Raw genomic sequence first — 14,304 nt, 5'->3', positions numbered from 1 at the left:
GCGGGGGGGCTGGGGCCGATAAGGGTAGCGTTCAGTCGTCGCGAAATTGCATCTTGTACAGCGAGGCGTACAGGCCATCGGCGGCCAGCAGCTCGGCGTGGGGACCCTGTTCGACGATTTTGCCGGCGTCCAGCACGATGATGCGGTCGGCGTTCTGAACCGTGGACAGCCGGTGCGCAATGACCAGCGTGGTGCGGCCCTTCATCAGGCGTTCCAACGAGGCCTGCACCTGGCGTTCGGATTCGTTATCCAGCGCCGAGGTGGCTTCGTCCAGGATCAAAATGGGCGCGTTCTTGATCAGCGCGCGCGCAATGGCCAGGCGTTGGCGCTGCCCCCCCGACAGCCGGGCGGCGTTCTCGCCCACCTGCGTGTTGATGCCCTGCGGCAGCCCTTCCACGAATTCCAGCAGGTTGGCGGCCGCCAGGGCGTCGCGCACCTTTTGCTCGCTGGACTTGCCCAGCGCGCCATAACCGACGTTGGCCGCGATGGTGTCGTCAAACAGCACGACATCCTGGCTGACCAGCGACAGATGCGAACGCAGGCTGCGCAGCGTCAGGTCGTTGATGGGCGTGTCGTCCACCAGGATCGTCCCCGAGTCGGCCAGCACAAAGCGCGGCAGCATGTTGACCAGCGTGGTCTTGCCGCTGCCCGAACGGCCCACCAGCGCCACCGTCTGGCCAGGTTCCACAACAAAGGAAATGTCGTTGACCGTATCGCGGTCCGCATCGGGAAAGCGATGTTTGACGTGGCGGAATTCCACCTTGCCGCGCACCGGTTCGGGCAGTTCCCTGGTGCCGGTGTCGATTTCGGGCGTCTGGTCGATCAGCGTGAAAACGCTTTCGGCGGACACCAGCATTTTCTGCATGCGGGCGGCCACGTTGGTCAGGCGCTTGATGGGGTCGAAGATCTGCGCCAGCGCCGCCATGAACGACGCAAAACTGCCCACCGTCAGCGAGCCGCTGTTGGCTTGGCTCAGCGCCACGGCAATGACCGCGCCCACTGAAATCGAAATGCAGACCTGGGTCAGGGGCGTCAGCGCGGCGTCCGCCGTGGCGGTGCGCATGGCAAACCGGCGCAGGCGGCGGCTGACGAAGTCGAAGCGGCCGCGTTCGACTTCATAGCCGTCGAACAGCTTGATGACGCGCTGGCCGTCGATGCCTTCACCGACCACCCGGGTCAGTTCGGCGTTCATGTTGACCGTATCGCGGTTGATGCGGCGCAGGCGCTTGATGAAAAAGCGCGAGATCAGCACCGACACCGGCAACATGATCAGGATGATCAGCGTCAGCACCCACGACATGTACAGCAGGACGCAGATCAGCGCGATGACAACCAACGTTTCGCGCACCAGCACCGTGATGACGTCGGTGGCGTAGCCGGTGACGTTGCCCGCGTCGATAGTGAAGCGGTTAAGCAGGCGCCCGGTGTCGCCGCGCTTGAAGTCGGCGTCGGGCAAGCCCAGCAGGCGCTCGAACATGTCTCGGCGCATGCCCAGCAGCACGTTGTTGGCCACCCAGGCCAGCAGGTAGTCGCTGAAGAAGTTGCAGATGCCGCGCAGCAGGATCAGGCCCACCACCGCCAACGGCAATGCCCAGACATAATAGGGTTTGGTGCCCGAAAAGCCGCCGTCCAGCAAGGGCTTCATAATGACGGCCAGAACGGGTTGGGTCGCGGCCGCGCCCGCCATCAGCAAGACGGCCAGCAACAAGCCCTTCCAGTAGGAACCCACCCGGCTGTAGATCCGGCTCCAGAGTTCGGCCTTGACGGGAGTGGCGTCCGCGGGTGTGTTGCGTGCGGGAGAATTCAAAGGGAACACTCGCTTTTATACAATTGTGCCCAGGATTGTACTGGCTACGCGCCGCCGCGCTGAGTCGCCCTATCCCTAATAAGACTAATTTGCCTTCCCACCCATCCATGTCCGATATCAGCTGTTTATACGTGCGCCTGCCCAATTGGGTGGGCGACGTCTGCATGAGCCTGCCCAGCTTGCGCGCATTGCAGGCTAGTGGCCTGCCCCTGGTGATCTGCGCGCGGCCATGGGCCCGTGACCTGCTCGATGGCGTGCCGAAGAAGGACTTTGTTCCCATGCGCGGCAAGGTTGGCCCGGACCGGGCCGCCGTCAGCGCCCACCGCCGTTCGCTGGGCGCCATGGGCCGCCGCGCGCGGGGCCTGCTGTTGCCGGATTCGCTGTCCAGCGCCCTGGTGTTCCGGTTGGCCGGCCTGCCATGCGCCGGTTACCGCGACGACGGCCGCAGCTTTCTGCTGCGTTGGCCGGTGACCAAGCCCGATGAATCTTTGCACGCGGTGCAGTCCTGGCATCACCTGACCCGCCAGGCCTTGTCGCTCTGGGGCTTGCCCAGCGGCCCGGCCCAGCCCGGCCCCCCGCTGGACCTGCCGCTGACCCCGTCGCACCAGCAGACCGCCGACCAGGCCATGCAGGCCGCCGGGCTGAGCGCGCAGCGTTTTGTCCTGATTGCTCCCACCGCCACCGGCTTGCACAAGGGCAAGATCAAGGTCTGGCCGGGATTCGATACACTGACGCGCGCCTTACAGGCGCAGGGCCATACCGTGGTAATGTGCCCCCCTCCGGCCGAAACCGACGAGGCACGGCGCAATGCTCCAACGGCGCAATTGCTGCCCGCCTTGCCGCTGGGCGCGTTTGCCGCGTTGACGGCACGCGCGGCGCTGGTGGTCTGCAACGACTCCGGGGTATCCCACGTTGCCGCCGCCGCGTCCGCCCGGGAACTTGCGCTGTTTGGCGTGACCCGGCCGGGCCGAACGGGCCCGTGGTCGCCTCGGGCAGTATGCGTCGGGTCGGAGCACGCATGGCCGACCGCCGAAGAAGTAGAACAGCAGGCGATGACCCTGCTGGGCGGGACGATGTAATCAGGATTGTTTTGACATGACCTTTTCCAGCTACCTTACGAATCTGATCATTCCCTATAACTTGTGCGTAACGCTGGTCATCATCGGTCTGGCGCTGGGATGGTTCCGCCTGCGCAAGACCGGCGCGGCCATCATCGCCGCGGGCTTGCTGTGGGCGCTGGCCTGGTCCCTGCCCGCGACGTCGCTGTGGCTGGGCGGCGCGCTTGAAAACCGATATCCGCACCTGCCTCCCGCCGATTCCCCCACCGCCGACGCCATCGTCGTGCTGGGCGGCAATACGGCCAATGGGCGCGCCAACTGGTTCCTGCCCTATGACAAAGACACCGCCGTGGTGCGCGTGGACACGGCCGCACAGCTGTATCTGGCCGGACGCGCGCCCAAGGTGCTGTTGTCGGGCGGCGCGCTGGAAGGCGACGTCAGCGAAGCCCGAGGCATGGCACACGCCATCCGCCAGCAGGGCGTGCCGGAATCGGCATTGATCCTGGAAAACAGCAGCCGCACCACCTATGAAAACGCGGCCTTGACCGAAGACGCACTGAAATCGCGCGGTATCGCCAAAGTGCTGCTGGTGACGTCCGCGCTGCACATGCCGCGCGCCATGGCCGCGTTTTCCAAGCAAGGCGTGGAAGCCATCGCAGCGCCCGCGCCGCCGCAGATCGTGGCGCCGGCCGACGGCTCGCTGTCGCCGTGGCTGCCCGACCAGCGCACCTTCGATGCCAGCCGTTCCATCATCAAGGAATACGCCGGCCTGTTCGTCTATTGGCTGCGCGGATGGGTATGAGCCTGACGGCTACCGCCCTGGATTGCCGGGCGGGCTGCGGCGCGTGCTGCATCGCCCCGTCAATCACGCGGCCGATACCCGGCATGCCCCAGGGCAAGCCGGCCGGCGTGCCCTGTATTCAGTTGCTGCCGGACATGCGCTGTGCGATTTTCGGCCTGCCAACCCGCCCCGACTTCTGCGGCGGGCTGCAACCCCAACAAGAAATGTGCGGCCCTGACCGCGAGCACGCCGTGCGATGGCTGGCGGATCTGGAACGCGCCACCGCGCCCGGCGGTTGACCGTTATTAATGGCCCGCGGCCCGCGGCCCGCGGTCAGTAATCAGTGCTCAGTGCTCAGTGATCAGTGATCAATCGCCTGCCGCTGAACCCGGCCCCGGCATCAAGCCTGTTGCCGCGCTTGAAGCACCTTTTCATACAGCGCCTCGTATCGGGCAGCCACCGTTTCCCAGCTTTGGTCGCGCGCAATTGCCAAGCCACGCTCGGTCAGCGCCGCCCGCAGGTCCGGCTCTGAACCCAGCCGTTCCAGCGCCTGCGCAAGCTGCGCGCCGTCGCGCGGGTCTTGCAGGATCAACGCGTCTTTGCCCGCGGACAGGTATTGCGCAAACCCGCAGTAAGCCGGCGAGCTCACCACCACGGGCAACCCGTGCGACATGGCCTCCAACGGCGCCATGCCATAGCTGTCATTCAAGGTGGGGTGCGCATAGATATCCGCCGCGCTGAAATACTGGGCAACTTCCGGCGTAGGGTCGATCAGCGTTACGCGGTGGGCAATGCCGCCCGCCGCGCGGACTCGGTCGCGGGTGGCGTCATCGGCGCCCACCACCAGCAGCTTGTACTGCGCCGGCAGCTGCGCCAGCGCGTCCAGCAGCGCCGGCAGGCCCTTGCGTAGCGGGTTTCTTGCCACCAGCAGGCAGCCGATGGTGTCGGCATCCCAGCCCAAACGGGCACGGGTCGCCTCACGGCGAAGGGCCAGATCAGGCGATGGCAGCTTGACGCCCGGCGCGATGATGTCCACCTTCAGCTGCGGACCATAGCTGCGATGCAGCTGGTCCATGATCAAGCCGGACACGGCCACCACATGACGCGCGGGCGACTGGCGCACACGCAGCTTTTCCAGCAGCAGATAGGTGGCCAGGCGCGGGCTGAGCCACGCCCGGAAACGCTGCACCGGGTTGACGCGCGCCACGCGGTTATAGCGCACCGGCGTCACGTGCATGACCTGGATTTCACCCGCCCAGCCGTTCATGTGCGAATGCACGATGTCAAAGCGGCCGCGCGTCAGCCGGTCGGCGCGCCAGGCAAAATACAGCACGCGCATCCAGCTGGGCAGCCAGCTGGGAAACCGCACGGGCAGGAAATCGAACGGCAGATCGCTGTCAAAATCGCGCGCAACGACAGACACGTCGTGACGCTCGCCCAGCACCCGCATCAGCTCCACGCCGTATGCCTCGGCGCCACCGAAGCGGTTACCGAAACGGTCCACCAGCAGCGCGATGCGAAGCCGCCGCTCAACGGCGCCGGCGGGTGTCTTCATACCGGGTCAGGCACTTCTGCAGGAAACGGATGATGTTGGTGGAACGCGCCACCGTCACACGCGGCAAGCCGAAAGGATCATCCGAGGCCGCGGCCAGGCCGCGCTGCGTCAGCGTGGCGTTGTCGTAACCCGCCTCGCGCGCCATGGCGCGATGTTCGGGGCCGTGGTCGCCATAGGGGTAACAAAACGCGGTGACCGGCGCGCCCAGGGCCTGTTCCAATTCATCCTTGGATTCAACGATCTGGCGGCGCGCCTCGTCGGGGGCAAGCTCGGGCAGATGCACGTGGTCCAGCGTATGCGAGCCCACTTCGTTGCCGGCCTGCGCCCATTCGCGCATTTCGTTCACGGTCATCAGGGCCGAAAAAGGAATGCCTTTTTGCAAGTCCCAGACGTTGCCGCCGTCGAATTGGCGCGCAACAAAATAGTTGGTGGCGGTAAAGCCAAGCTCGCTCAGGATCGGCATCGCGTTGTGGTGCACGTTGCGGTAGCCGTCGTCGAAGGTAATGCCGAAGACCTTGCCCTGCCGTTCACCGCGCACATAAGGCATCACATCGCGCATCGACAAGCCGCGATAGCCCAGCCGACGCATCCAGCGCATCTGGCGGGCGAAGCTGTCGGGGTGCACCGTCAGCCCACGAAACGGCGTGCCCTTGGGATTGGGCTCGCCGATCTGGTGGTACATGAGAATGGGAATAGACATAGGACCGGATTATAGAGCCCGACGTCCATCCAGCGTACGCCGGTAGACGTCCACTGTGGCCGCCGCGAAACGTGGCAGATTGAAGTCGCGCAGGCTGGTTTCGCGCGCCCGCGCGCCCATCTCGCGCACCGTGTCTGGATGGTCCAGCATGAAACGCAGTTTGGCCGTCATCGCCGCCACGTCGCGCACCGGCACGATCCAGCCGTCCACGCCATCGGTCACGTTTTCCGGCAGGCCGCCGGCGTTGCTCACCAGTGCCGGCAAGCCCAGCGCCATGATCTCGCGGCAGGCGAAAGACAGGGCCTCGCGATACGACAGCACGAAGCCGGCGTGGCAAGACGCCAGCGACGCGCGCACGTCGTCCAGCAAGCCCGGAAAGCGCACCTGATCAATCATGCCCAACTCGCGCACGCGAGCCAGTTTGGCCTCGTTGGGCGGGTCGCCCGCCACCATCAGCAGCACGCGGGCCTTGTCCTCGGGCGGCAAGGCGGCCACGGCTGCCACCAGGTCCAGCCAGCCCTTGTCGTAGTCGGTGCCGCCCGCGCTACCCAGCAGCAGCTTGCCCTGCCAGTCTTCCCCGAAGATCAGCGCGCGCAGCTTGTCCAGGCTTTCGGGCGGCGGCGGCGCAAAGAAGTCGGTGTCAACGCCATGGCGGATCGTGGTGATGGGACGCTTGCTGTAGGGGGACTGCTGCATCAGCCCCTGCACGTAATCGCTGACCGCGATGCCGTGGTCCGTGGCCAACGCCACGCGCAACTTGTGGCCGAAGCTGGATAGCGGGTGGTCATTATGTTTGGTGAACACAATGCGCGGGCGCCGCGCCATGCCCAGCGTCGCCAGCATGACCTGCTTGTGGTCGGCCGAACCATTGGCGTGAATGATGTCGAAACGCCCCGTCTTGATCAGGCGACGCAGCTTTGCGCGGTCCTTGAACCAGGACGACGGGCGCGTCGTGTACACCATGTCCACCACCGTCACGCCGGGAATCGCGCGGGCGTAGCGATACAGCCGGCTGGTGGGCGGCGCCGCCACGGTGATGTCGTGGTCACGCGCCAAGGCCTTCGCCAGATTGATGATGTAGGTGACGTGGCCCCCGCCGTTGTTGGCATGGAAGTTCGTGTACAGGATCTTCACTTTTGCTTCTCGGCCAGAAACATCAGCTTTGAATAGCGAAAGAAACTGCCCGCGGCGGCCGTCACCGCCAGCACCAGGCCGTGCCGGCCATCCAGGAAACCGCGCCGGATCAGGTAGATGCGCACAAACGTCCAGAAGCCATGGCCCAGCGCGCCGAACACCGACGTGCGGCGCCCCTTGGCGTACATCATGGCGGCAGCGTCCGACGAATAACGATTGACCTTGTTGATCAGCGCGTCCAGGTTGTCATAGGGATAGTGGTTGAAATAACCCTGCAATTTCAAGGGCTGGCCATTGGCCGGCACCACCCGTTCGTGCACGGCGGCATCGGTGAAGCGCGCGGTGCCGCGCTTGAACAGGCGCAGCACGTAGTCGGGCCACCAGCCGCTGTGGCGAATGTCCTTGCCGCAAAAATTGGACAGCCGGGCAATCTCGTACGCATCGGCGCGCGGGTTGGCCAGCACGTCCTGGATTTCGCGGGCCAGTTCGGGGGTAACGCGTTCATCGGCGTCGATCGACAAGACCCAGTCGCCGGTGGCAAGGTCCAGCGCGCGGTTTTTCTGCGGGCCGAAGCCGGGCCAGTCGGGCGTGACTTCGACCCGCGCGCCCAGCGCCTGCGCCAGCTCGACGGTGCCGTCGGTGCTGCCCGAGTCCACCACGATGAACTCGTCGGCAAAGGATACGGACTTCAGGCAGGCGGCGATGTTGGCCGCTTCGTTCTTGGTGATGATGATGACTGATAGCTTCATCCGCGATTCCTAAGACGCTTTTTCCAGGCTTTCCAAGCGTGGTAACGCGGACCCCAGAAAGGGTCGCGCGACAACCAGACGCGCCGGTTCAGCCAGCTTCCGCCCTGATTACGCACGGCGAAGCGATAGATGTGTTCGGGGTCCGCACCCGGCGTGTTCTGCCCGAAAGGGTCGGTGGTGTACAGATGTGCAAAACCGGCCTGGCGCGCGGCGGCCACGTAGTCGGCATCAAAGTAACCCTGCGGCCAGCACAGGTGGTCGCTGACCGAGCCCAGGCGCTGCACCAGCGTCTGGCGCGAATCGTGCAGTTCGCGGGCGATGTGCTCGCGCTTGGCGTCCACGTCGTTGCCGCAGACCTTGTCCCAACGCGTGTGCGTGTGCGTGTGCGAATGGAATTCGAAGGTGCCCGCCGCTTGCATCGCCTCGATTTCGCTCCAGCGCAGCATGGCGTCGTCGGTCCGCCCCGCCGCCACCCATTGCTTGCAGGTGTCGTGGTCGGGCGTGGCCGGCAGCACGCCGCCCTGACCGGCGTGCGCGCGCACGGGGCCGTCACCGATCCAACCCGTGATGGTGAACAGCACGGCGCGCATGCCGTGGCGCGCCAGAACCGGGTGCGCGTGCACCCAGTTGTTCAAATAGCCGTCGTCAAAGGTGATCAGCACCGAGCGTTCAGGCACCGGCTGCCCCGCCAGGTAGGCGGCAAACTGCGTGGCCGTCAGCGATTGATAACCCGCGCGCGCCAGGCGCGACACCTGGGCTTCAAACACATCGGGGGTCGCCGCGATCATGCCGCCCGCAGGGGTGACATGGTGGTACATCAGCACGGGGACGTTGGGCGCGTTCATGCAGCGCGTTCCGCCAGCCACTTCAGGTAGACGGCTTCGGTGGTTTCAGCCAGGCGAACCGGCGAAAACACGGCTTCTTCCCAGACCATCTTGCGGCCGGCGTCGCCCATCTGGCGGCGCAGGGCCGGGTCATCGATCAGGCGCTGCAAGGCATCGACCAGGGCTTGCGGGTTCTTGGGCGGGACCAGGATGCCGGTCTCGCCATTGCGGAACATTTCGGAAACGCCGCCTACATCCGTGCCCACCACCGGCAGGCCGCTGGCCTGCGCTTCGACATAGACGGTGCCCGACGCCTCTTGCTGCGTGGCCAGCGCGAACACGTCGAAACCGGCCAGCAGATTGGGCACGTCGCGCCGCATGCCCATCAGGTGGATGCGGTGTTGCAAGCCCAGCTTGGCGACGTATTCCTGCGTTTGTTCAAACACCGGCGAGCCGCCCCCCACAAACACCAGATGCAGCTTGGGCCGGCTTTGCATCAGCGGCGCCATCGCGTCGATCAGGTCCTTGTGGCCCTTGGTGGCGCGCATGACCGCCACGCAGCCCACCACCACGTCGTCATCGGCCAGGCCGAGTTCATCGCGCAAGGTAGACCGTTCGACCGGGGCCGGCAGCACGATGGGCGAGTAGACGGTGGCGATCTTGTTGGCGGGCACGCCGCGCTGGATCAGGTATTTGCGCACGTGGTCGCTGACGGTCGTCACGCGATGCGGCAGCCACGTGTAGGACCACATCGAGCCCACCTTGTTCGACAGGTGCCGCGTGCGCACGATCAGCGGCGTGCCGGCCAGCCGGCCGGCCAGCGCCGCAATGACGGTATCGCGCCGGCTGTGCGTGTTGAGCACGTCGTAGCGGCCCTCGCGCAGGATCCGGCGCACGGCCGCCACGCCCTTGAAGTAATTCACCGGCCCGTCCATATCGACTTTATGCACGGTAAAACCGGCATCCGTCAGACGTTCGACCAGCATTGCCCGCGATTGGACGATGGCTTCAACATGGTGGCCACGCGCGCGCATGGCCGTCATTTCCTTGAAGATCCGCCCTTCCTGGCCACCAAAACTGGTGGCTGCTTCCGAATGCACGATACGCAGGCTTCGCATCAATAGGTCACCTCAACTCCATCGGGTTTGGTCCAGGCGTTCAGGTTTTCAAGCAGCGTGTCGGCCATGCGGACGCGCCATTCTTCGCCCAGCCGCACTGTGCATAGAAAATTGTTCTTGGTATAGACGATATCGACGGGCACGCCCGGAATACCGTTTTCCGGTTCGGCGCGGAACGGGTTCAGCATCTGGCGCAGGCGCGCCGCGTCCGCCGTGCCGTTCAGCTTGACCCGCAGCGATTTGGCGCGTGCTTCGCGGGCCAGTTGCAGGTCGTACAGTTGTTCGGCAACGATGCGCATGCCGCCCGAATAGTCGTCGTTGCTGACCTTGCCTTGCACGATGACCAGCTGGTCTTCGCGCAAGCGGTTGCGGTGCTTTTCATAGAGCTCGTTGAACACCGAGATCTCAACCTGCGCGGTGCCGTCATCCAGCACGGCAAACACCATCTTGCCGCGCCGCGTCATCATGACCCGCACGCTGGCCAGCACGCCGCACATCCATTGCAGGTCGCGCTGCGGTTCCACGCGCGCCAGCTGCATCGGCACGATCCGGCGCACTTCGTCGCGCCAGGCGTCGAACAAGTGGCCGCTGTAGTAGTAACCCAGCGCGGATTTTTCTTCCGTCAGCTTCTTGTGCAGGTCCCACGGCGCGACCTTGGCCAGTTCGCCGGCGACCACATCGCTGCTGTCGTCGCCGAACAGCGACGCCTGGTTGGCGCTGCGGGCGGCCTGCTCGGCCGCTTCCATCGCGGTAGGCACCGAGGCCAGCATCGCCGCGCGGTTCGGTTCGATGGTGTCGAACGCGCCGGCCTTGATCAGCGCTTCGATGGTGCGGCGGTTGACGGCCTGCTTGCCCACGCGGCGGCAGAAGTCGAACAGGTTCAGGAACGGGCCGCCTTCCTTGCGCGCGCGCAGGATGTCTTCGACGGCGCCCTGCCCCGTGCCCTTGACGGCGCCCAGGCCGTAGCGCATGGTGCGCGGCGGCTTGCCCTTTTCGGTGTACTTGTCCTTGACGGGTTCGAAGCGGTAGCCCGAAAAATTGACATCGGGCGGCAGCACTTCAACGCCGTTGTCCTGCGCGTCGCGGCAGAAAATCTGGACCTTGTCCGTGTCGTCCATATCGGACGACATGGTGGCGGCCAAAAATTCCGTCGGGTGATAAGCCTTGAGCCAGGCGGTCTGGTACGAGATCAGTGCGTACGCCGCCGAGTGCGACTTGTTGAAGCCGTATCCCGCGAACTTTTCCATCAGGTCGAACAGCTTGACGGCCAGATCCGGGTCGTGGCCCTTTTCCTTGGCGCCCTGTTCGAACAGCTCGCGGTGCTTGGCCATTTCCTCGGGCTTTTTCTTGCCCATGGCGCGGCGCAGCAGGTCGGCGCCGCCCAGCGAATAGCCCCCGATGATCTGCGAGATCAGCATCACCTGTTCTTGGTAGACGATGACCCCGTAAGTGCTTTTCAGCGTGCCTTCCAGATCGTTGTGGAAGTAGTCCACCGCGGCCCGGCCGTGCTTGCGGTTGACGAAGTCGTCCACCATGCCGGATTCCAGCGGCCCCGGACGATACAGGGCCAGCATGGCGATGATGTCTTCGAACGTGTTCGGCCGCAGCTTCTTCAGCAGCTCTTTCATGCCGCGCGATTCCAGCTGGAACACGGCGGTGGTGTTGGCGTCGCACAGGATCTTGTAGGCGGCCGGGTCGTCAAGCTCAAGCGCCATGACGTCAAAGTCGCGCTTGTCCTCGTTGAACTGGCGCACGTAGCGCACGGCCCAGTCCAGGATGGTCAGGTTGCGCAGGCCCAGAAAGTCGAACTTGACCAGGCCGGCGGCTTCGACGTCGTCTTTGTCGAACTGCGACACCGCGCTGTTTTCCTGCCCCGGCTGGCAATACAGCGGGCAGAAATCCGTCAGCTTGCCCGGCGCGATCAACACGCCGCCCGCGTGCATGCCGATGTTGCGGGTCAGGCCTTCCAGCGGCTTGGCCAGATCGACCAGCGCGCGCACTTCCTCTTCCTGTTCGTAGCGGTCCTTGAAGGCCGGTTCGTCCTTCAGGGTGCGTTCCAGGGACCACGGATCCATCGGGTTGAACGGAATCAGCTTGGACAGGCCGTCGCAGAACATGTAGGGCATGTCTAGCACGCGGCCGGCGTCGCGCACCACGGCCTTGGCGCCCAGCGTACCGAACGTGGCAATCTGGCTGACGGCGGCGCGGCCGTATTTTTCCTTGACGTAGTCAATGACGCGTTCGCGGTTGTCCTGGCAGAAGTCGATATCGAAGTCGGGCATGGAGACCCGCTCGGGATTCAGGAAGCGCTCGAACAGCAAGTCATAGCGGATGGGATCCAGGTCAGTGATGCCCAGCGCGTAGGCCACCAGCGAACCCGCGCCCGAGCCCCGGCCGGGTCCGACGGGCACGCCGTTGTTCTTGCCCCAGTTGATGAAGTCTTGAACGATCAGGAAGTAGCCTGGAAAGCCCATCTGGATGATGGTCTTGCATTCCCAGCGCAGGCGCTCGTAGTACTGCTCGCGCTTGGCTTCGCGTTCCGCTTCGTCGGGAAACAGGAACGCCATGCGCTTTTCCAGGCCCTCTTCGGACAGCTGGACCAGGTAGTCATCCAGCGTCACGCCGTCGGGCGTGGGGAAGTTGGGCAGGCGCGGCTTGCCCAGCACCAGGCTCAGGTTGCAGCGCTTGGCGATTTCAACCGTGTTGGCCAGCGCCGAGGGCACGTCGGCAAACCGCCGCGCCATTTCTTCCGAGCTAAGTAAATATTGCTCTTTGGTAAACCGGCGCACGCGGCGCGGGTTAGCCAGGATTTCGCCTTCAGCGATGCAGACGCGAGCCTCGTGCGCCTGGAATTCGTATTCGTCCAGGAATTGCACCGGGTGGGTGGCCACCACGGGCAGCCCGGCTTCGCCCGCCAGGCGCATGGCGGCCTGCGTGTAGGCTTCGTCGCCGTCCATGCCGGCGCGTTGCAATTCAATGTAGTAACTGCCCGGAAACAGGTGCGCCCATTGCCGCGCCAGCGCCAGCGCCGACACGGCGTTGCCGGCGTCCAGCGCCTGGCCCACGTCGCCCATGCGGCCGCCCGACAGCGCAATCAGGCCCTGCTGGCCTTGCAGCCATTCGCGGCGGATTTCGGCACGCCCCTTGCCCTGGTTCGTCAGGAACGCCTTGGACAGCAGCTCGCAAAGATTCAGGTAGCCCTGATGGTTGCGCACCAGCAACAACAACCGGAAAGGCTTGCCCGGGTCGTCGTCGTTGCTTAACCAGACGTCACAGCCGGCGATGGGTTTGACCCCCGCGCCGCGCGCGCCTTTATAGAACTTGATCAGGCCAAAAAGGTTGGACAGATCGGTCAGCGCCACGGCGGGCTGGCCCAGCTTGGCCACGCGCTTGATCAGGTCGGGGATGCGCACAATACCGTCCACCACCGAGAACTCGGAGTGGACGCGCAGGTGCACAAAAGGGGTCGGGTTTGTTACGGCTTCGGACATAGCGGGAATTGTACCCAGGGATCACGGTCCAAGCCGTTGCGTCCGGAATTTTGAGCGTGGCGCCGCATGGAAACTGAAGGGGCCCGTCAGGCGAACCTCAGGAAGCTTGTGTAACAATACGAGGTCGATCTGACCTATCTGCCGCAGGACGACGTTCAAGTATGAAATGGTTAATCCCCGGGATCTGGCTCGCCGCCATCCTGTTCGCCCACTTCCGAGGCCGAGTCAAACTGCCGCTGGGCCGGCAACTTCTGGACCACTCGGTGCTGCTCGCTCCCATCAATGCCTTCATGGTGCTGGCCTCGCGCGTGCCTCCCACCCCCTACCTGACGACCAGCGAAATCGCCGAACTGAAGGTGCTGGACGACAACTGGGAGACGATACGCGACGAAGCCGTGCAAATGGCGCAGATGCAGCACATCCGGGCCGCCGACGCCCATAACGACATCGGCTTCAATTCATTCTTCAAATACGGCTGGAAGCGGTTCTACCTGAAGTGGTATGACGCCCGCCACCCGTCCGCCGAAGAGCTCTGCCCCAAAACCGTTGCCATCCTGAAAACGCTGCCCAAGGTCAAGGCCGCCATGTTTGCCGAGCTGCCCCCGGGCGGTCAGCTGAACCCGCATCGCGATCCGTTCGCCGGCTCGCTGCGTTATCACCTGGGCCTGGTCACCCCGAACGATGACCGCTGCCACATCATCGTGGACGGCGAATCCTACAGCTGGCGCGACGGCGAAAGCGTCGTGTTCGACGAAACCTACGTGCACGAAGCCTACAACCACTCGGAACAGAACCGCATCATTCTGTTCTGCGACGTCGAGCGTCCGCTGAAATGGCGCTGGGCGGAGGCGTTCAACCGCTGGTTCGGGCGTGTGGTGATGTCGGCGGCCAGCTCGCCCAACGACGGCGGCGACCAAACCGGGGCCATCAACCGGCTGACGCACGCGCACTGGGTCATCGACCAAAAGCGCAAGGCGTTCAAGAATTGGAACCGCACCGCCTACAAGGCCACCAAGTACGGCCTGATCGCGCTGGTGATCGTGGGCTTTATCGCCCTGTAAAACCGGACGCCATCGGCGGGGGGGCC

12 protein-coding genes are annotated in these 14,304 nt (G+C 64.7%); 4 read left to right on the top strand and 8 right to left on the bottom strand.

Annotation, left to right across the window (positions count from 1 at the left end; translation table 11 throughout):
* Nucleotides 1-31: 31 nt before the first annotated feature.
* Nucleotides 32-1,807: a lipid A export permease/ATP-binding protein MsbA gene (gene msbA, locus ACNPP0_RS22990; RefSeq protein WP_332613496.1), complete on the bottom strand. Its 1,776-nt coding sequence runs from the start codon at nucleotides 1,805-1,807 to the stop codon at nucleotides 32-34.
* 107 nt (nucleotides 1,808-1,914) lie between these two features.
* On the opposite strand from msbA, the gene ACNPP0_RS22985 reads away from it, so the two are divergent.
* From ACNPP0_RS22985 to ACNPP0_RS22975, 3 genes are read left to right on the top strand one after another with little or no spacing between them, the layout of a single operon-like run.
* Complete coding sequence (locus ACNPP0_RS22985; RefSeq protein WP_448707090.1) at nucleotides 1,915-2,886, top strand: glycosyltransferase family 9 protein; 972 nt, start codon at nucleotides 1,915-1,917, stop codon at nucleotides 2,884-2,886.
* Nucleotides 2,887-2,902: 16 nt separating this feature from the next.
* Nucleotides 2,903-3,667, top strand: coding sequence for a YdcF family protein (locus tag ACNPP0_RS22980; protein WP_332613494.1), 765 nt, complete (start codon nucleotides 2,903-2,905; stop codon nucleotides 3,665-3,667).
* Nucleotides 3,664-3,945 carry a YkgJ family cysteine cluster protein gene (locus ACNPP0_RS22975; protein WP_448707089.1) on the top strand — a complete coding sequence of 94 codons (282 nt, stop codon included), beginning with the start codon at nucleotides 3,664-3,666 and terminating at the stop codon, nucleotides 3,943-3,945. The genes ACNPP0_RS22980 and ACNPP0_RS22975 overlap by 4 nt, the downstream gene beginning before the upstream one ends.
* Before the next feature lie 101 nt (nucleotides 3,946-4,046).
* On the opposite strand, the gene ACNPP0_RS22970 is transcribed toward ACNPP0_RS22975, so the two are convergent.
* Genes ACNPP0_RS22970 through dnaE form a run of 7 tightly spaced genes read right to left on the bottom strand, consistent with a single transcriptional unit; the run spans nucleotide 4,047 to nucleotide 13,217 of the window.
* On the bottom strand, nucleotides 4,047-5,201 hold the full coding sequence (locus tag ACNPP0_RS22970) for a glycosyltransferase family 4 protein (protein WP_448707088.1): 1,155 nt from the start codon (nucleotides 5,199-5,201) through the stop codon (nucleotides 4,047-4,049).
* Nucleotides 5,176-5,901 carry a polysaccharide deacetylase family protein gene (locus ACNPP0_RS22965; protein ID WP_143215596.1) on the bottom strand — a complete coding sequence of 242 codons (726 nt, stop codon included), beginning with the start codon at nucleotides 5,899-5,901 and terminating at the stop codon, nucleotides 5,176-5,178. Before ACNPP0_RS22965 ends, ACNPP0_RS22970 begins: the two co-directional genes overlap by 26 nt.
* A 9-nt stretch (nucleotides 5,902-5,910) precedes the next feature.
* On the bottom strand, nucleotides 5,911-7,035 hold the full coding sequence (locus ACNPP0_RS22960) for a glycosyltransferase family 4 protein (RefSeq protein ID WP_448707087.1): 1,125 nt from the start codon (nucleotides 7,033-7,035) through the stop codon (nucleotides 5,911-5,913).
* A complete protein-coding gene (locus ACNPP0_RS22955) occupies nucleotides 7,032-7,784 on the bottom strand; it encodes a glycosyltransferase family 2 protein (protein WP_332613489.1) in 753 nt (250 codons plus the stop codon). Before ACNPP0_RS22955 ends, ACNPP0_RS22960 begins: the two co-directional genes overlap by 4 nt.
* Nucleotides 7,781-8,629 carry a polysaccharide deacetylase family protein gene (locus tag ACNPP0_RS22950; protein ID WP_448707086.1) on the bottom strand — a complete coding sequence of 283 codons (849 nt, stop codon included), beginning with the start codon at nucleotides 8,627-8,629 and terminating at the stop codon, nucleotides 7,781-7,783. The genes ACNPP0_RS22955 and ACNPP0_RS22950 overlap by 4 nt, the downstream gene beginning before the upstream one ends.
* Nucleotides 8,626-9,726, bottom strand: a complete 1,101-nt coding sequence (locus ACNPP0_RS22945; protein WP_332613487.1) for a glycosyltransferase family 4 protein — start codon at nucleotides 9,724-9,726, stop codon at nucleotides 8,626-8,628. Before ACNPP0_RS22945 ends, ACNPP0_RS22950 begins: the two co-directional genes overlap by 4 nt.
* Nucleotides 9,726-13,217: a DNA polymerase III subunit alpha gene (dnaE, locus tag ACNPP0_RS22940; protein ID WP_104143301.1), complete on the bottom strand. Its 3,492-nt coding sequence runs from the start codon at nucleotides 13,215-13,217 to the stop codon at nucleotides 9,726-9,728. The genes ACNPP0_RS22945 and dnaE overlap by 1 nt, the downstream gene beginning before the upstream one ends.
* 161 nt (nucleotides 13,218-13,378) lie before the next feature.
* Here dnaE and lpxO point away from each other — a divergent pair, with 161 nt between their 5' ends.
* Nucleotides 13,379-14,278 (top strand): lipid A hydroxylase LpxO, encoded by a 900-nt coding sequence (lpxO, locus tag ACNPP0_RS22935; RefSeq protein WP_448707085.1) that lies wholly within the window; start codon nucleotides 13,379-13,381, stop codon nucleotides 14,276-14,278.
* The last annotated feature ends 26 nt before the right edge of the window (nucleotides 14,279-14,304 follow it).

The organism is Achromobacter semiaridum, from assembly GCF_053543755.1.
Note: the sequence above shows the minus strand (reverse complement) of the source record. Positions and strands in the feature narration are given on the sequence as shown.